Annotated in this window: 18 protein-coding genes; 12 read left to right on the top strand and 6 right to left on the bottom strand. The window is 44.1% G+C overall.

The genetic code is table 11. The features are described 5' to 3' along the window. Positions 1-206: 206 nt before the first annotated feature. Positions 207-1130 (bottom strand): patatin-like phospholipase family protein, encoded by a 924-nt coding sequence (locus B4F66_RS02380; protein ID WP_292353430.1) that lies wholly within the window; start codon positions 1128-1130, stop codon positions 207-209. Positions 1131-1240: 110 nt separating this feature from the next. Here B4F66_RS02380 and B4F66_RS02375 point away from each other — a divergent pair, with 110 nt between their 5' ends. Next, on the top strand, positions 1241-1456 hold the full coding sequence (locus B4F66_RS02375; RefSeq protein WP_292412890.1) for a hypothetical protein: 216 nt from the start codon (positions 1241-1243) through the stop codon (positions 1454-1456). A 63-nt stretch (positions 1457-1519) separates the two neighbouring features. Here the strand turns inward: B4F66_RS02375 and B4F66_RS02370 are convergent, their stop codons facing one another. Next, positions 1520-2896, bottom strand: a complete 1377-nt coding sequence (locus B4F66_RS02370; RefSeq protein ID WP_292353428.1) for a ribonuclease J — start codon at positions 2894-2896, stop codon at positions 1520-1522. 486 nt (positions 2897-3382) lie between these two features. Here B4F66_RS02370 and B4F66_RS02365 point away from each other — a divergent pair, with 486 nt between their 5' ends. The 3 genes from B4F66_RS02365 to B4F66_RS02355 are packed head-to-tail and all read left to right on the top strand — an operon-like array spanning position 3383 to position 6651. After that, entirely contained in the window at positions 3383-3673 is a 291-nt protein-coding gene (locus tag B4F66_RS02365; RefSeq protein WP_292353427.1) for an OadG family transporter subunit, read from the top strand. A gap of 45 nt (positions 3674-3718) precedes the next feature. Next, a complete protein-coding gene (oadA, locus tag B4F66_RS02360; RefSeq protein WP_292353426.1) occupies positions 3719-5506 on the top strand; it encodes a sodium-extruding oxaloacetate decarboxylase subunit alpha in 1788 nt (595 codons plus the stop codon). Positions 5507-5517: 11 nt separating this feature from the next. Next, positions 5518-6651 carry a sodium ion-translocating decarboxylase subunit beta gene (locus tag B4F66_RS02355; protein ID WP_292353425.1) on the top strand — a complete coding sequence of 378 codons (1134 nt, stop codon included), beginning with the start codon at positions 5518-5520 and terminating at the stop codon, positions 6649-6651. 32 nt (positions 6652-6683) lie between these two features. On the opposite strand, the gene B4F66_RS02350 is transcribed toward B4F66_RS02355, so the two are convergent. Further along, positions 6684-7013: a hypothetical protein gene (locus B4F66_RS02350; RefSeq protein WP_292411253.1), complete on the bottom strand. Its 330-nt coding sequence runs from the start codon at positions 7011-7013 to the stop codon at positions 6684-6686. Positions 7014-7378: 365 nt separating this feature from the next. Between B4F66_RS02350 and B4F66_RS02345 the strand changes: the two genes are divergently transcribed. From B4F66_RS02345 to B4F66_RS02325, 5 genes are read left to right on the top strand one after another with little or no spacing between them, the layout of a single operon-like run. Then, a complete protein-coding gene (locus tag B4F66_RS02345; protein WP_292353423.1) occupies positions 7379-7600 on the top strand; it encodes an RNA-binding S4 domain-containing protein in 222 nt (73 codons plus the stop codon). 60 nt (positions 7601-7660) lie between these two features. Further along, on the top strand, positions 7661-7984 hold the full coding sequence (locus B4F66_RS02340; protein ID WP_292353422.1) for a metalloregulator ArsR/SmtB family transcription factor: 324 nt from the start codon (positions 7661-7663) through the stop codon (positions 7982-7984). Between the two features lie 36 nt (positions 7985-8020). Then, positions 8021-8506 carry an arsenate reductase ArsC gene (locus B4F66_RS02335; RefSeq protein WP_292353421.1) on the top strand — a complete coding sequence of 162 codons (486 nt, stop codon included), beginning with the start codon at positions 8021-8023 and terminating at the stop codon, positions 8504-8506. Beyond that, a complete protein-coding gene (gene arsB / locus B4F66_RS02330) occupies positions 8506-9540 on the top strand; it encodes an ACR3 family arsenite efflux transporter (RefSeq protein ID WP_292353420.1) in 1035 nt (344 codons plus the stop codon). Before B4F66_RS02335 ends, arsB begins: the two co-directional genes overlap by 1 nt. Further along, a complete protein-coding gene (locus tag B4F66_RS02325) occupies positions 9537-10568 on the top strand; it encodes an ArsJ-associated glyceraldehyde-3-phosphate dehydrogenase (RefSeq protein ID WP_292353419.1) in 1032 nt (343 codons plus the stop codon). Before arsB ends, B4F66_RS02325 begins: the two co-directional genes overlap by 4 nt. Here the strand turns inward: B4F66_RS02325 and alkB are convergent. After that, entirely contained in the window at positions 10540-11211 is a 672-nt protein-coding gene (gene alkB / locus B4F66_RS02320; protein WP_292353418.1) for a DNA oxidative demethylase AlkB, read from the bottom strand. The two genes, B4F66_RS02325 and alkB, sit on opposite strands and share 29 nt — an antisense overlap. A gap of 245 nt (positions 11212-11456) precedes the next feature. Beyond that, complete coding sequence (locus tag B4F66_RS02315) at positions 11457-11996, bottom strand: methylated-DNA--[protein]-cysteine S-methyltransferase (protein ID WP_292355727.1); 540 nt, start codon at positions 11994-11996, stop codon at positions 11457-11459. Between the two features lie 163 nt (positions 11997-12159). Here B4F66_RS02315 and B4F66_RS02310 point away from each other — a divergent pair, with 163 nt between their 5' ends. The 3 genes from B4F66_RS02310 to B4F66_RS02300 all read left to right on the top strand — a co-directional run bounded on the left by B4F66_RS02310 (position 12160) and on the right by B4F66_RS02300 (position 15998). Beyond that, positions 12160-12570 carry a hypothetical protein gene (locus B4F66_RS02310; protein ID WP_292355725.1) on the top strand — a complete coding sequence of 137 codons (411 nt, stop codon included), beginning with the start codon at positions 12160-12162 and terminating at the stop codon, positions 12568-12570. 235 nt (positions 12571-12805) lie between these two features. Next, on the top strand, positions 12806-13903 hold the full coding sequence (locus tag B4F66_RS02305; protein WP_292355723.1) for an alkene reductase: 1098 nt from the start codon (positions 12806-12808) through the stop codon (positions 13901-13903). Positions 13904-14291: 388 nt separating this feature from the next. Beyond that, a complete protein-coding gene (locus B4F66_RS02300) occupies positions 14292-15998 on the top strand; it encodes a potassium/proton antiporter (RefSeq protein ID WP_292355722.1) in 1707 nt (568 codons plus the stop codon). On the opposite strand, the gene B4F66_RS02295 is transcribed toward B4F66_RS02300, so the two are convergent. Beyond that, on the bottom strand, positions 15999-16724 hold a 726-nt coding region (locus tag B4F66_RS02295; protein ID WP_292737412.1), incomplete at its 5' end, for a MarC family protein.

The following is a 16724-nucleotide window of genomic DNA, read 5'->3' as shown; positions in this document are numbered from 1 at the left end:
TGTTATTTTTTATGACTTTAGTTCAGCCTGACAGTTTGTAGAGCTGCTGTCAGTAGATTTCTACTAAAAATTTAGCTTCACGACTTGACAGTTGCAAATCCGGGTTGGTTCTTGTCGTAGCTAAAATTGTTATGACTGAATTCACTAGAATCTGTTGATCTTCCAGCGTCAGTATTGCAGACGGTTATGTTAAACATCACCAGTCCTTAATCACCCTCTCCCAGACAGAACTTGATTTCAGCCAGATTTTTTTCAACACTTTGTGTGCCCGCCTGTATTGCTTCAGCTGCACGGTAAAATTCCAGCAAACCGATATGTGATAAACGTGGTTGTAACAACACATCTGGTGGGTCACCCGCCATACGACTACGGGTGATACGATCCTGAGTGATATTTACCGACGCAGCAATTGCCGCGAACATATCCGGTACATCTTCTTTGGGCGTTTTCTCTTCACCAAAAAGATTGCCAGTGTAATTGGTGATGAAATCACTAATCCGGTTTCCCAGCAGACTGCTGCTTTGATCATTCTGGGGAACCGGAGGATTCTGATGCAGATGTTTTCCCAAAATATCGCCATTCAGGTTGACTGCAATCACAATATCAGCCCCCAATGCGCGACAAACCGATACTGGTACAGGATTAACTAATCCGCCATCTATCAACCATCGCCCATGATGCTTAATGGCTGGAAATAAACCTGGCAAAGAAATAGAAGACCAGACGGCTTCAAGCAATTTCCCCTCGGTATTCCAGACTTCCTGACCGGTATGAAGATGGGTCGCGACACTAGCATAGCGCGTCGGAAGATCTTCAATTAATGTGGCTTCTTCAGCCACATACTGTCTTAGGAATTGATGCAACTTATCTTTATTAACGACCCCATTAAATGGAAAACCGATATTAAAAAATCGCGCCGTTTCGAGTTTGGTCAATTTTAAAAGTCGTTGTTGCAGATCGGGCAATTTATTACTGAGATATGCCGCACCAACTAATGCACCTATAGAAGTACCGACCACTACATCGGGCTTGATTCCCGCCTTTTCGAGAGCATTTATCACACCAATATGTGTCCATCCTCTTGCTGCCCCACTGCCAAGTGCCAAGCCGATTTTCAACGAATTTTTCATTTAATGTTCACTTTAAATTTAAGGGGAAATCGTATTAACATGATGAAAAAGCTAAAGATATATAAATTCCGACCGTTATAACTGAATGACTCGTGTAACCTTAGGTCAACATGATGGATATATCACGAATTTATCATAACAACTTTTTAATTACCTACAGCACGCAACCGGTTAACCCTGGACAAGCCTCTGCGGAAAAAACCCAGCAAACAATTCATGAAGAGCGAAGGCAGCGTCGTGAACGTCGCAAACGTAAACAGAAAACGCGAATAGAAAGACGGGTTTCCTCAGAGCGCAGGGGCCCTTCGTTTGATGCCAAGGCTTGAATCAGGCTGTTCTTTAAAAGCTTTTACTCATGCGGATCATAAAGATAAACCATTAGTACGCTTTTAAAGCTTTTTTAAAGACTTTCGATCAAACAAGCCCCATCGTCCTGTTTTAACCGCGCCACGACGAATGCCGTTAACCGGTGCGATGTAAAACAAATCACCATTTTGTCCCAAAAGCTGTTGTCTGACCCCACTGGCTTTGGCAATTTTGGCATTGGCTTTCATGTGCATTAACTCGCCATGAACCGGGATCGCACATTGTGGCTGTACCCATTGGTACATGGTTTTAAGTTCTTCGCTAGCAGGATGTCCCGAGGCATGAATGGGCAGCGCGCTATTATCAATATCAATAACATCAACCTGCATGACTTTAAGCCGTTCTATCAAAGTGGCAATCGCCAGTTCATTTCCCGGGATGACTTTTGAACTAAAAATAACGGTATCGCCAGGTGATAATTGCATATCCCGAAAACTGTTCAGACTCAGTCGATTTAGCGCTGTTCGTGGTTCTCCCTGACTACCAGTCGCCACCAATAAAACCGTATGTGCAGGTAAAAACCCTAAATGCGCTGAATCTACTGACGTTTTCACACTGTTCCATAAACCAACATTTTTGGCAGCTGACACGGTGTTGATTAATGAGCGGCCAAGCAGGCCCAAATGGCGCCCGGTTTCGTCAGCAATTCTTGCCAGAGTGTGTAACCGGGCGATATTACTGCCGAAACAGGCGACCACGACTCTGCCTTTGGCCTGTTCAACATGGAATTTCAAACCTTGGTATAAATTCGCTTCTGATTCCGACCACCCCTGCACATTGGCGTTGGTCGAATCACAGACCATCGCATCAACCTGATATTCAGCTAATTTTTGAAAGGTACCTGCATCATATGCCGGACCCACCACCGGAGCTTTATCAAGCTTCCAATCCGCGGTATGGAATACTTTTCCTGCTGCTGTAGAGATAAGCAATGCATAAGGTTCGGGGATGGAATGAGTAAGTTTTAACCACTCCACATGAAATACGCCGATCTGTCGTTTGGCATCTGCTTCAACCACAATGACCGGCACTTTATCTGCGATACCACGTTCAACCAGCTTTCGTCGTAACATTTCAGCGGTAAATGCTGTTGTATAAACAGGGCACCGAAAGTATTCCCAAAGATAAGGCACTGCACCAATATGATCTTCATGAGCATGGGTAATAATCAGACCATCCAGCTGTTGACGACGGTCGATCAGAAATTGCGGGTCAGCCATCTGGATTGGCGGGTTCTGACTATTAAGTGGGTCACCGAACTCATCTACTTCAGCTTGAAATGTCACACCACAATCCACAATCAACCAACGCCCGTTATGTCCATACACATTCAGGTTCATGCCTATTTCGCCACAGCCCCCCAACGGCAGGAACCAAAAATCATCTTTTCCAGGTGTCATCCAGGCCTCTTAATTCAAATGCGTCGGTGTTCATTCTTTTCAGTTAAAACAAGTGTTGCTATGACTGGTAATGTTTTCACCAGTTCATTTTTGCTATCTTCATGATAGCAGTTGCACTTTTGCAACATTATAAATGCAGCCAGAGAAATTCTTTTCAAAGACACTCCAGCAAAGCCGTGATGTGTCTGTTCCGCTAGTGGCAACAGCTTTTTGTTTTACAAAGTTATCGGTTAACTCCTGAAACAGGACGTTTAGGTTTTCTCTTTCATTTTGGCTTTAACTACATTGTTTGAGTAGATTTTGCCGCTCCGGTCATTAAATCAATCGTCACAATTAACATAGCTACATCGTTGTTATTGAAGCTTATAAGCTGCATTTGGCATAAAGGAAATATCTGACTTAAATCAACAATGCTATACTTTGCGGCTGTTTACAGTTGAAAACGCTGCAGGCTTTTAACTATCCCAAATAATCAGAGGCAAACAGATGGAAAAATCCACCCTTATGTCAGAAGGATTAACGCTCATGGTAACCGGCATGGGTTTTGTATTTGTGTTTTTGACCGTATTAGTACTGGTGACGACATTAATGTCGTGGATAATCACACGTTATGAGAAAAGTGTCGGCGCCCTTCCTGCTGAAGGCATTCCTGCCCCTACTGCTGTATTAGGTCGGAATCAGTCAGGGCAGTCCAAACAGCAATCCCAATCTTCTCAAGATTCAACATTACTGACAGTTTTATCCAGTGCAGTTCACAAATACCGTAAAAACAAGTGACGCCAAGTCGCTCCACGAATTAGTAGTTTAATCAAAGGCCATAATATGACCGAAGCAAATAAAAAGCTTGGCATCACCGATGTCGTTCTGCGTGATGCCCATCAATCACTTTTCGCTACTCGACTCCGTTTAGATGACATGCTGCCAATTGCCGACAAACTGGATCAGGTAGGTTACTGGTCAGTTGAAACATGGGGTGGCGCAACTTTTGATGCCTGTATCCGCTATCTTGGTGAAGATCCCTGGCACCGCATCCGCAGTCTTAAGGCAGCCATGCCCAATACCCCACAACAAATGTTACTTCGCGGACAAAATTTGTTGGGTTATCGTCATTATGCTGATGATGTGGTGCGTAAATTTGTGGAAAGAGCCAGCATTAATGGCGTAGATGTGTTCCGCGTATTCGACGCAATGAATGATCCCAGAAACCTTGAAGTTGCTATCAAAGCTGTTCTGGAAAATGAAAAGCACGCACAAGGCACCATGGCCTACACCATCAGCCCGGTGCATGATTTGCAAATGTGGTTGGATATGGCCAAACGCATTGAAGATATGGGTGCCCATTCATTATGTATTAAAGATATGGCTGGTTTGCTTAAGCCTTACAAAGCTTATGAACTTGTTAAAAGCCTTAAGCAAACCATTGATATCCCTATACATATGCAGTCTCACGCGACGACTGGCCTGTCGACAGCGACCATCATGAAATGTGTGGAAGCTGGTATTGATAATGTCGATACCGCTATTTCATCAATGTCGATGACCTATGGCCATTCGGCGACTGAATCGGTTGTGGCCATATTCGAAGATACAGCCAGTGATACCGGTCTGAATATCGAATTGCTTGAAGAAATCGCTGCTTACTTCCGCGAAGTTCGTAAAAAATATGCCAAGTTTGAGGGAAGTTTACGCGGGGTCGATTCACGCATCCTGGTAGCCCAGGTTCCTGGTGGCATGTTGACCAATATGGAAGGCCAGCTGCGCGAACAAAATGCGCTGGACCGGATGGATGAAGTGTTACATGAAATTCCTCGTGTGCGTGAGGATCTCGGATTCATCCCGTTGGTAACGCCTACTTCACAAATTGTCGGCACCCAGGCAGTTATTAATGTATTAACCGGTGAACGTTATAAATCCATCACCGAAGAAACACAGGGTGTTTTACGCGGGGAGTATGGCTCTGCTCCAGCACCATTTAATTCTGAGCTGCAAAAGCGTGTGCTTAATGATGAAGAAGCGATTACCTGTCGTCCCGCCGATTTGCTTGAAGACGAAATGGAAAAGCTGACCAGTGAATTAATTTCACTTGCCGAAACAGAGGACTTTAAACTCGAAGAAGGTGAAAGACAGATTGATGATGTTTTAACCTTTGCGTTATTTAATCAAACAGCAATCAAATTTCTTAAAAACCGTGGCAATCCAGATGCATTTGAACCGTTGCCAACCGCGGAATCCACTCACGAATCCTCCACTCCAGCCAAATCGGCAGGTGCGCCTGAAACTTACACCATCACGGTCAATGGTCAGCAATATGTCGTTGAAGTGAATGAAGGTGGTGATATTAGTCAGATTGACAGCTCACAGGCGCCTCAGCCTGCTGCGCAGCCAAGCACAAATGAAGGCGTTGCTGTAAAAGCACCTTTGTCTGGCAATATCTGGAAAATCATGGTTTCTCAAGGCCAGTCGGTTAATGAAGGCGATGTATTGCTTATCCTTGAAGCGATGAAAATGGAAACACAGATAGTAGCCGAACACGATGGTACGGTGACTTCAATCAATGTTAAACCAGGTGACACCGTCAAAGTTGGTGACACTCTCGTTTCTATCGCTTAAGGGCAACTCTAATGGATAAGTTATTACATCTTTGGGAGGCCACTGGCTTCTATCAAATGCAACCTGGCCAGGGCATCATGATCCTGATCGGCATGTTGTTGTTATATCTGGCGATCAAGAAAAACTTTGAGCCTTTACTACTGGTTCCAATCGGCTTTGGTGGCGTGCTTGCCAATATTCCGGGAGCCGGGTTAGCTGAGGCCGGTGGTATTTTGCACCTGTTTTATGTGGTTGGTATTGAAAGTGGCGCCTTCCCGCTCATCATTTTTATGGGTGTCGGTGCAATGACCGATTTTGGTCCCCTGCTCGCCAATCCTAAAACCCTTTTTCTAGGGGCTGCAGCCCAGTTTGGTATTTTTGCAACGTTAATGGGGGCGGTTTTACTCTCTACCTTCGGTATATTTGACTTTAGTCTGGCTGATGCTGCTGCCATTGGTATTATCGGCGGCGCTGATGGGCCTACATCGATTTATGTTGCCAGTAAGCTTGCACCGGACTTGCTGGGTGCTATCGCTGTTGCCTCTTATTCTTACATGGCATTGGTACCATTGATTCAGCCACCGATTATGCGTGCGCTGACTAATGAAAAAGATCGTAAAATACGTATGCATCAGCAGCGTCATGTATCACAACGGGAAAAAATTGTTTTCCCTTTGGTCATATTGATTCTGGTCGCTCTCTTCTTGCCTGATGCAGCGCCATTATTGGGTATGTTCTGTTTCGGTAATCTGATGAAAGAATGTGCGGTAGTAGATCGTCTGAGTAATACTACTCAGAACTCACTGATCAACACTGTGACGATTTTCCTTGGCCTTGCGGTTGGTTCCAAATTAAGTGCAGAAAGCTTTTTGAATCAAATGACATTAGGCATTCTTTTGCTTGGTATGTTGGCCTTTTCTATCGGTACGGCCTCCGGGGTCATCATGGCCAAAATACTCAACAAAATAACCAAAGAGCCCATCAACCCGTTAATCGGTTCTGCTGGTGTATCAGCAGTCCCCATGGCGGCCAGGGTTTCTAACAAGTTAGGTCTGGAAGCTGATAAACATAACTTCCTGTTAATGCATGCGATGGGCCCGAATGTGGCCGGGGTTATTGGTTCTGCAGTAGCTGCAGGTATCCTGATTAACTACGCAGCAGGTTAACCTCTTTTATTGCTCCCTGAAAATAGCTTTTTTCAGGGAGCAATTTGTTTACCTTTAACTATTCTCACTTTTGCAATCTGATCGCCAAAACCTCTTATTTCACAAGCATATCCGGCAAAAGATGCGTGAGATTCAACCAGGCCCTGCCATTTTTCACCCTGGGCATAATCACCATTCATCTGGCTAAAATCCAGCCCAAAGCTTTTCAATAAAACTAACGTATTGCTATAGCTCATACCGGGGTTTATTTGTTCACAAGCAGATTTGATCTTATCGGTTTCCCACACATAATAAAGTGGGTATAACATCAACAGCACAATTGAAAATTGTATCAATTTAACAAGGGTCTGTTGATATTTCATAGCCGCCTCTGTTGTGACTGAAAATGCACCAATCAAGGCGCGAGGAATGCAGTTTAGTAGTTCTAAATAAATGACGAGTAACGTAGAGTGGTGCATTTTCAGTCACAACCCAAAGGGCTGGGACTATTTTTTTGCCCCACGGCGTTGGAAATGACTTATGTAGATCACTACATCGCATCATTTCCGCCTTGTTGGACAAAAAAAGAGCCTCCAGCAGTGGTGGCTCTGAAAAATCAATAGACCCTGAATATTTCATGGCCATGTTTCCTTTCATTGAGCCATTTTTAAGTGTGTTGATTGTAGAGTGAGTCACATTGTTAAAACGTGACCTAACGATTATTTTTACAAAATAACAGGAAACTTCCATGTCTAACGAAATAATACCCGTTCATATCACCAAAAGTCCGGTCGAACTTTTCAAGATCCTTAAATTTGAAGGTATTGCTGACAGTGGTGCCGAAGCAAAAAATATCGTTGCTGAGGGACACGTAAAAGTGAATGGTGAAGTTGAAACCCGTAAACGCAGACAAATGGTCGCGGGTGATATTTTTCAAATTGGAGAGGATAGCTGGCAGTTGGTGGATTGACTTAATGGTAGTTTAATATATGATTTACTGCATATATGAATATTCAAATATGATTTAGCTGTGGATTTACTGAGTTTTCACAAATGTCTGGCAGATGAAACACGTCTGCGTATGGTGTTGCTGATTGTTGATCAGGGCGAACTTTGCGTATGTGAGCTGATGTCCGCTATGAAAATAAGCCAGCCGAAAATTTCACGTCATCTGGCGCTTCTCAGACAACATGGACTATTACAGGATAGACGTCAGGGACAGTGGGTTTATTATCGACTTAATCCGGAACTCCCCGCTTGGTCACAACAGTCCATCAATGCTGCTTATCAGAGTAAACCTGACTTCTTCAAAGAAGATTTAACCAAGTTACAACGCCTGGGTAATTGCTGCTAAAAATTTTCATTAAATATATATGGATAAACATATGTTATGACAGCCAAACCTTTCAAATTTTTATTTCTTTGCACACACAATGCATGTCGAAGCATTCTTGCTGAGGCCATCTTCCGACACTTAGCGGATACCAGGTTTATTGTGGCCAGTGCGGGCAGCAACCCTGCGGGTAATGTTTTCCCTGAAACACTGACCAAATTGCAGGAACATGGTTACAGCGTTGAGGGTTTATCCAGCAAATCCTGGGATGATTTAAAAGATTATCAACCGGATGTTGTAATCACTGTTTGCGATCAGGCCGCAGGTGAAAGCTGCCCGGTCTGGTTTGGTAAGGCCGTGAAAGGACATTGGGGATTGACCGATGCTTCCAAAGTAGCGGATCCACTTGAGCGAAATCAGACTTTCGATGAATTAATCAGTTTGCTCGACGCTCGTATCAGCGCATTACTGCAATTAATGCCAGATGAATTATCTGCCTCTGAACTCAGTGCCGACATTAAACGCATAGGAGCTACATACTGATGGGCATATTTGAACGCTATTTATCGGTTTGGGTCGGACTGAGTATTCTGGCGGGTTTGTTCTTGGGAAATCTGTTTCCCAGCCTGTTCAATCTGGTTGCCAGCCTGGAATATGCTCATGTCAATCTGCTGATCGCGATATTTATCTGGTTAATGATTTATCCAATGATGGTGCAGGTGGATTTCACGGCAATTAAAGATATTGGCAAACGGCCTCAGGGAATCTGGCTGACTTTAGTCATCAACTGGCTGATCAAACCCTTCACTATGGCTGCCCTGGGCTGGCTGTTTTTTAAGGTCCTGTTTGCCGGATGGGTCGATCCCCAATCGGCTGATGAATATATAGCTGGCATGATTTTACTCGGTGTAGCTCCCTGCACGGCAATGGTGTTTATCTGGAGTCAATTGGTCAAAGGTGATGCTAATTACACGCTGGTACAAGTGTCTCTCAATGACATAATTATGATTTTTGCGTTTGCACCGATTGCCGCATTTTTACTTGGCATTACGGATTTGACCGTACCTTGGGAAACCTTGCTGATTTCAGTCGTTTTATATGTATTGTTACCCTTATTAGCCGGCTTTTTTACTCGACAACATATTATTAAAAACAAAGGTTTGCCTGAGTTAACCCGATTTTTAAATCACATCAAACCCTGGTCAATTCTGGGATTACTGGCCACTGTACTGCTTTTGTTTGGCTTTCAGGCTGAAACCATTCTGCAACAACCTTTCATTATTTTACTGATAGCAATTCCACTGTTGATTCAAACCTATGGGATTTTTGCGCTGGCTTATTTCGCAGCGATAAAACTGCGCCTCCAGCATGATGTTGCTGCACCGGCATGCCTTATCGGTACCTCCAACTTCTTTGAAATGGCTGTTGCCGTTGCTATTTCATTATTCGGGCTTCACTCCGGCGCTGCTCTTGCAACTGTGGTGGGAGTTCTGGTCGAAGTGCCGGTCATGCTGACGTTAGTCTATTTCGCCAATCGCACCAGAAACTGGTTTCCCAAAAAAGAGAATTTATCATGACAATTAAAGTAGGTATTAATGGTTTCGGCCGTATCGGTCGATTATGTTTACGTGCCGCATGGGACTGGGAAGATATTGAGTTTGTGCAGATTAATGATCCTGCGGGTGATGCTGAAACCCACGCCCATTTGTTAAATTTTGATTCGGTACATGGCCGCTGGGATCATCAGGCAGAAGCCAATGGCAATACTATTTTTGTTGGCCATAAAACGCTTGCTGTAACCACCAATAAAGCTATTGATGATACTGACTGGTCAGCTTGTGATGTTGTCATAGAGGCTTCCGGTAAAATGCGCGACACTGGTTTGCTGCAAAGCTATATGGATCAGGGTGTAAAACGTGTGGTCGTTACAGCTCCAATCAAACAACCCGGTATTTTAAATGTCGTAATGGGTGTGAATGATGATCTGTATGATGCCAATAAACATCCTATAGTAACGGCCGCATCCTGCACTACCAACTGCCTGGCACCAGTCGTCAAAGTCATTCATGAAAAACTGGCTATCAAGCATGGCATGATCACTACCATCCATGATCTGACCAATACTCAGTCAATTATGGATACTCCCCACAAAGATTTACGCCGTGCTCGGATGTCCGGCACTAACTTGATTCCGACCACCACCGGAAGTGCTACAGCCATTACTGAAATTTTTCCCGAACTCAAAGGGCGACTCAATGGACATGCTGTACGTGTGCCATTAGCCAATGCTTCATTAACGGATTGTGTGTTTGAAGTTGAACGTGCAACCTCGGTTGAAGAAGTCAATGCACTATTAAAAGCTGCAGCAGAAAATGAGTTAAGTGGTATTTTGGGCTATGAGGAAAAACCGCTGGTTTCCAGTGATTATCGTGGCGATCCGCGTTCCAGCATTATTGATGCACTATCGACCATGGTCACTAATGAGACCCAGGTGAAAATTTATGCCTGGTACGACAATGAATGGGGTTATAGCATGCGGACAATGGAGCTGGTGCGTAAAGTTGGCTTAAGTGAAGTTAGCTTGCCTTGCGAAACGTCAGGTTAAATCGATAAGGCCCGGTCAGTGGATGCTGGCCAGGTTTTAATGTTAATACACCGTGATAATAACGACGCGCTGCCCTGCCCCAGACGATGACATCGCCATGTTCAAGTGGAACACGTTGCTTTGGATCATTTCTGCTGGCACCACCAAACTGAAAAATAATGGGCAACCCAAGTGAGACTGAAACTATTGGCTGAGAAAAATCCCGCTCATCCTTATCCTGATGCAGCCCCATCTTGGCACCGACTTCATATTGGTTCATTAAACAAACATCAGGATTAAAGTCAGAAAAGCCACAAATCTGAGCCGCGGTTTCAGCAAGCTCACGAAAACATTGCGGCATTTCAGGCCATGGCAAATTTGTCAGTGGATCGATTGCGGTATATCGGTAACCTTGTCGATCGGTGTGCCACCCCACATCACCGCAATTAGTAATTGCTGCAGACATATAAAATCCGCCAGGTGTCTGCATTTTACGAAAAGTTGATTGGGCATTAATCTGACCAATGGCAGTTATTAACTGTGGGGCTTGTTGAAGGGCAAAACCTTTCAGAAGGAAGACATCCGGCAAGATCTCATCACAGTCTTTAAAGACACTCTCAGCAAATAAATCTGCTGTATGCATTAGGCCTTGTTGATCTTTCATATCCACCACTGCTGGCGACTATTTTTGTGTCCGACAAGGCGGAAAGCACGCAGTGTAGTCTTCCTACATAAGTGATTGACAACGAAGGCGGCCGCAAAAATAGTCCCAGCCCTTCGGGTTGTGACTGAAAAAGCGCCACTCTGCGTTGCTCGTCGCTTATTTAGAACAACTAAAAGGCGCTCCTCGTGCCTTGATTGACGCTTTTTCAGCTCACAACAGAGGCGGAGATGAAAGATAAACAAGCCCTAGGCCAACATCAATCGCTCACGGCGTAACAGCGCTTGTTTACTCTCGACTCCCCAACGATATCCGGAAATTGCACCATCTTTGCGAATCACTCGGTGACACGGGATGATAACCGCAATATTATTGGCTCCACAGGCACTGGCGATGGCTCTTACAGCCCCGGGTTTATGCAGTTTTTCAGCAATATCGCTGTAGCACACTGTTGACCCCACCGGAATTTCCCTTAAGGCTTGCCAGACTTGTTGTTGAAAAGTCGTGCCTCGCAGATCCAGATTAAAATCCGTGTTTTTTTGTGGGTTATGAATAATCTCAATCACTTTTGAAAGTGTATTTTTAATACCACTGCCCCCGTCAACACATTTTGCCGTTGGATACTGTTTTTGCAGGCTGGCCATTAGTTCTTTAGCCGATTTGCCCAGGTAAACGGCACAAATACCATTTGGAGATTCACCAACAAGCACATTCCCCACTGGACTGATACCAATAGCAAAATGAATTTGTTCAAATTCTGGTGCAATGACACGTAACTCACTTGCCATTATCGATTGTCCTCTGTTCACGTAGCGTTCACCTTAACGTTGTTAGATTACATTTATAAATATTAATTCCTTCATTAGTTTAACAGTAAGGAATTTGCCGATGCAGGTAGTCAAAAATTCCATTAAGCTATACTGCATATAGGAATTTTTCCTGGACAATATTATGAAACTTAAATTAATACTGCTTTTACTCTGTTCCCCGCTGCTGGCACACGCAGGTGCGGTCTCTCAGCTTGGTACAGGTGATCCATTGAAACTGGTTTATCAGGAAATGCTTTATCAGTATCAGGTTGGTTTGCAATTACATGAACAATACGACTTCAAGCAACCAATTGATGTGATGCAATGCAAAAATCAGCATGGATATATTCAAACCCGTGCCAGATCTATGGTGGGCACTGCAAAACAAGTTGAAGAAGAAATTCGCAGTGACGTAATTGATGCGGCATGGTTTGCGCTAAATTGCTCACGTTGCGGCAGTGCAGCTGATAGCTGCGATCAAGTGCCGGAAAAACTTGAGTTCATCAAGCTACAACTTGAAGCCAAACAAAAAGCTAAAGCTGAACAGCAGTAGTTTACAGGCGTTATTTTCGTTAGTACCTGTCGAATTTTATCTTTCCTGCCTTATGCTGAAGGGTGACTCTAAGTGCCTCCAAACAGCGGCTAACTTACAGAACCTTTATCTCAGTTTAAATCCAACACCGGTGCAGATTTAAACTTGTTAATGAGTACTTGTTGCTGACAATGCGGTGCCTGTTTCAAAGGTTTAGCCGTTTCAACTCCTTTTCACAATTATTTCAGAGGTATTTATGAGCCAACTGCAGGCGAATGATTTGTTATCTCCAATCAAACTTGGGCAGGTTACACTGAAGAATAGAATGGTTATGGCCCCATTAACCCGCAATAGAGCGGGAGAAGGTTTAGTGCCAACCGAAATGAATGTTACTTATTATCGACAGCGTGCCAGTGCCGGCCTGATTATCAGTGAAGGTTCACAAATTGCTGATGATGCATTGGGTTATCCGCATACCCCCGGTATTCATACTGATGAGCAAGTGCTTGGCTGGCGAAAAGTAACGGATGCCGTGCATCGGGAAGAAGGACTGATCTTTATGCAACTCTGGCATTGTGGTCGGGTTTCACACAGCTCCATGCTGCCAAATGGTATGAAACCGCTGGCACCTTCTGCCATCAAACCTGCAGGTGAAGTCTATACCTATGAAGGCATGAAACCATATGAAACACCCCAGGCCATAGAAACAAGCGACATTCCACGGATTATTGAACAATATCGTCATGCCGCCTGCTGTGCGGTTGAAGCTGGTTTTGATGGCGTTGAAATTCACGCTGCCAATGGCTATTTGCTGGATCAGTTTCTTCGGGATGGAAGTAATAAACGCACTGATCAATACGGTGGCAGTATTGAAAATCGCGCACGATTGATTATGGAAGTCACTGCGGCAGTATGCGAAATATGGGATCCCAAAAAAGTGGGGATTCGCCTCTCCCCGCTGCAGCCGTTTAATGATTTATATGATTCCAATCCTGAGGCGACTTTCAGTTACATGGTAAAGGCGCTCAATAAATTTGAACTGGGTTATCTGCATGTCACTGAAATGGGCGCTGAAACTCCCGGTGTTGCCGGCCCTTATTTTGATGTTAGCTCTTTGCGTAAATTATGGAATGGTCTTTATATGACTAACAGTAATTATGATTATGCGTCAGGCAATCAAGCTCTAAAAGATAACAAGGCTGATCTGATTTCGTTTGGCAAACTGTTTATTGCTAATCCGGATCTTCCTGAACGTTTTGCCAAAAATGCACCACTGAACCAACCGGATCCAGATAGTTTTTATGGTGGTGATGCAAAAGGTTATATCGATTACCCTTTTCTTGAACCGGTATAAGTTTATTTTTGATTAAGAGCTTGTTGATCTTTCATTTCCGCCACTGTTGTGACTGAATGTAGTACTCAAAGTGCGATTATTGCAGTTTATGAGTCGGAAAAAAGTTTCCAGCAGTGGTGACGATAAAAGATAGGCACCCCCTAAAAAGCCGGCTATGCCGGTTTTTTTATGCCTGCTTTTTTATTTATGAAAATATGAAAAATATCACTTACAGTTGAATCAGCAGACAAACGAATTAATGGGTATGTAATAATTGAACTTATAGTTATTACAACTGCGTTGAAAATGACTTATGCAGGATGACGACATCTCAACATTTCTGCCATGTTGGAAAAAGTCTCGTCTTCAATATTGACGGCTTTAAAGATAAACAGACCCTCGGTTTAATATGGATTTTATCAATACTCTTTTTCTACTTGGCGGCCTGCTTATTTCCCTAAGCATTCTTGGTAGTCGTCTTTCATCAAAGTTTGGCCTGCCATTACTGATTATCTTTTTAGCCCTGGGCATGTTAGCCGGTGAAGAGGGTGTTCTGGGGATTCAGTTCGATGATTACTCCCTGGCTTTTCTGATTGGCCATCTTGCCCTGGCAATGATTCTGCTGGATGGTGGATTACGTACCCGTTTGAAAACCTTTCGTGCCGGCTTCAAACCTGCACTTTCCCTTGCGACATTAGGTGTTTTACTGACCAGTGGCAGTATCGGCTTGCTGGCAATGTGGATATTTGATCTCAAGCTGCTTGAAGGGTTATTGATCGGCGCCATTATCGGTTCAACCGATGCGGCTGCGGTATTTTCCATGTTGAGCGGGCGAGGAATAAACCTGAATGAACGCGTTGGTGCCACCTTGGAAATTGAATCTGGCACCAATGATCCTATGGCAATTTTCCTTACGATTATGCTGGTCGAGTTAATGACCGGTGAAATGGGCGGTGCCTGGGATACGGCTTTATTTTTATTACAGCAATTCGGTTTTGGCCTGATTATCGGTATCGGAGGTGGCTGGCTAATTGCAAAATTACTCAATTGGATGGATTTAGCGCCGGGACTTTATGCCATGTTGGCTCTGGCTCTGGGTTTCAGCGTGTTTGGCTTAACCGGAGTCATTGGTGGCAGTGGTTTTCTAGCCATTTACCTCTGTGGTTTGATGATCGGTAATCAACCTGGCCGTCATTTGAACTTTATTCTTCCTGTACATGATGGTCTGGCCTGGCTCAGTCAGATTGGTTTATTTCTGATTTTAGGTTTACTGGTCAATCCGAGTGAATTATTGCAATACGCCCTGCCTTCACTGGTTATCGCATTGGCATTAATTTTTGTCGCCCGACCCATCGCGGTATTCCTGTCCATTAAACCTTTCTTTCGCTTCCGCTGGCGTGAATTGGGGTTTATTTCGTGGGTAGGTTTACGTGGAGCGGTGCCTATCGTATTGGCTATCTTCCCGGTGATTGGGGGAGTAGAAAATGCCTCGCTGTATTTCAATGTTGCGTTTGCTGTTGTATTACTTTCGCTGTTGATTCAAGGCAGCAGCCTGTCACTAATGGCACGTTGGATGCGGGTAGAGGTGCCGATAGGTATCAAACCAAACCATCAGGGAGCCTTGGGCATTTTGCCAACAAATGATTATGAAATGTTTGTTTATCGGATTGAGAACGAACAGCTTGATGGTCAGCAGATCCGTTTACTGCGCTTCCCTTCTGGCACATTGATATCGGCATTATTCCGTAATAACGTGATGCTGCATCCCAAAGGCAGTACTGAACTGAAGTTGAATGACACCATTTGTGTGATAAGTCGTAATGAAGATTTGGATGCACTGAATCAAATCTTTAGTGGTCATTCAAAACTGAAAAATCGTGAGGCATTTTTTGGATCATTTACGCTACGCGGCGATGCCTTATTATCAGACGTCGCAAAAGCTTATGGACTGGTTATCAGTTCTGCAGAACATGGTATGACATTAAGCGAATTTATTTCCCGTCGAGTCGGTGGCCATCCGGTAGTGGGCGATGATGTGGACTGGCATGGCATTCATTGGGTAGTCAATGAAGTAGATGGCGATAAAATCATTAAAGTGGGTCTCAGGCTTTACTGATTATAATCCAGCATAAATTTCCAATACGCCATTAATGACAAATTGCACCGCGATGACCGAAAGAATGATGCCAAAAATTCGGGTAATTATCTCTTTGCCGGTTTCTCCCAGATAACGCACCAGAAAATGGGAATACACCATTGCCAGGTAACAGGATCCTGTGGTCAGCATAATCGCTGCAAACACCAAAATTAAATGCCAGGCTGTCGGTGCCTCACTGGTCAAAATCATCACCGTGGCAATGGCACCCGGTCCGCTCATAAACGGGATAGCTAACGGAATCACCGAGATATCCTTGGCAATTTTGCCTTCTATTGCAGGATCAGATGCACTGCTGGTCTCACCTTCATCCAGTCCCTTGTGAATCATGCTCATCGCAATACCAAATAAAATCAAGCCACCGGCAATACGAAATGCCTCGATGGTAATACCAAATATGTTGAAAATAAGACCACCCAGTAAGGCAAAAACAAAAAATACGCCAGTAGCAATCAGGCTGGAGCGTTTGGCGACTGCCTTACGGGTGGTTTCTGAGGTACGAGGCAACAGCGATACAAACATAAAAGCAGTTGTTAATGGATTCACAATGACAAATAAGGCGGCAATCGCGATGATCCAATAATCAAATAAACCAATTGCATTCATAATGTATCCACTTAAAGAAAACGCTATGTTCGCATAAATGCGTTTTCTGTATTGTCTTGGAGCCTGTCCTGATTTCTGTGT

Origin of the sequence: Methylophaga sp. UBA3603, from assembly GCF_002375335.1 — a bacterium.
In the GTDB taxonomy this organism is placed as follows: Bacteria; Pseudomonadota; Gammaproteobacteria; order Nitrosococcales; family Methylophagaceae; genus Methylophaga.
Note: the sequence above shows the minus strand (reverse complement) of the source record. Positions and strands in the feature narration are given on the sequence as shown.

Bases quoted from the DNA above. Each gene is read 5' to 3' on its own strand.
- B4F66_RS02380 (WP_292353430.1), bottom strand. From the start codon at position 1,130: ATGAAAAATTCGTTGAAAATCGGCTTGGCACTTGGCAGTGGGGCAGCA.
- B4F66_RS02375 (WP_292412890.1), top strand. From the start codon at position 1,241: ATGATGGATATATCACGAATTTATCATAACAACTTTTTAATTACCTAC.
- B4F66_RS02370 (WP_292353428.1), bottom strand. From the start codon at position 2,896: ATGACACCTGGAAAAGATGATTTTTGGTTCCTGCCGTTGGGGGGCTGT.
- B4F66_RS02365 (WP_292353427.1), top strand. From the start codon at position 3,383: ATGGAAAAATCCACCCTTATGTCAGAAGGATTAACGCTCATGGTAACC.
- oadA (WP_292353426.1), top strand. From the start codon at position 3,719: ATGACCGAAGCAAATAAAAAGCTTGGCATCACCGATGTCGTTCTGCGT.
- B4F66_RS02355 (WP_292353425.1), top strand. From the start codon at position 5,518: ATGGATAAGTTATTACATCTTTGGGAGGCCACTGGCTTCTATCAAATG.
- B4F66_RS02350 (WP_292411253.1), bottom strand. From the start codon at position 7,013: ATGAAATATCAACAGACCCTTGTTAAATTGATACAATTTTCAATTGTG.
- B4F66_RS02345 (WP_292353423.1), top strand. From the start codon at position 7,379: ATGTCTAACGAAATAATACCCGTTCATATCACCAAAAGTCCGGTCGAA.
- B4F66_RS02335 (WP_292353421.1), top strand. From the start codon at position 8,021: ATGACAGCCAAACCTTTCAAATTTTTATTTCTTTGCACACACAATGCA.
- arsB (WP_292353420.1), top strand. From the start codon at position 8,506: ATGGGCATATTTGAACGCTATTTATCGGTTTGGGTCGGACTGAGTATT.
- B4F66_RS02325 (WP_292353419.1), top strand. From the start codon at position 9,537: ATGACAATTAAAGTAGGTATTAATGGTTTCGGCCGTATCGGTCGATTA.
- alkB (WP_292353418.1), bottom strand. From the start codon at position 11,211: ATGAAAGATCAACAAGGCCTAATGCATACAGCAGATTTATTTGCTGAG.
- B4F66_RS02315 (WP_292355727.1), bottom strand. From the start codon at position 11,996: ATGGCAAGTGAGTTACGTGTCATTGCACCAGAATTTGAACAAATTCAT.
- B4F66_RS02310 (WP_292355725.1), top strand. From the start codon at position 12,160: ATGAAACTTAAATTAATACTGCTTTTACTCTGTTCCCCGCTGCTGGCA.
- B4F66_RS02305 (WP_292355723.1), top strand. From the start codon at position 12,806: ATGAGCCAACTGCAGGCGAATGATTTGTTATCTCCAATCAAACTTGGG.
- B4F66_RS02300 (WP_292355722.1), top strand. From the start codon at position 14,292: ATGGATTTTATCAATACTCTTTTTCTACTTGGCGGCCTGCTTATTTCC.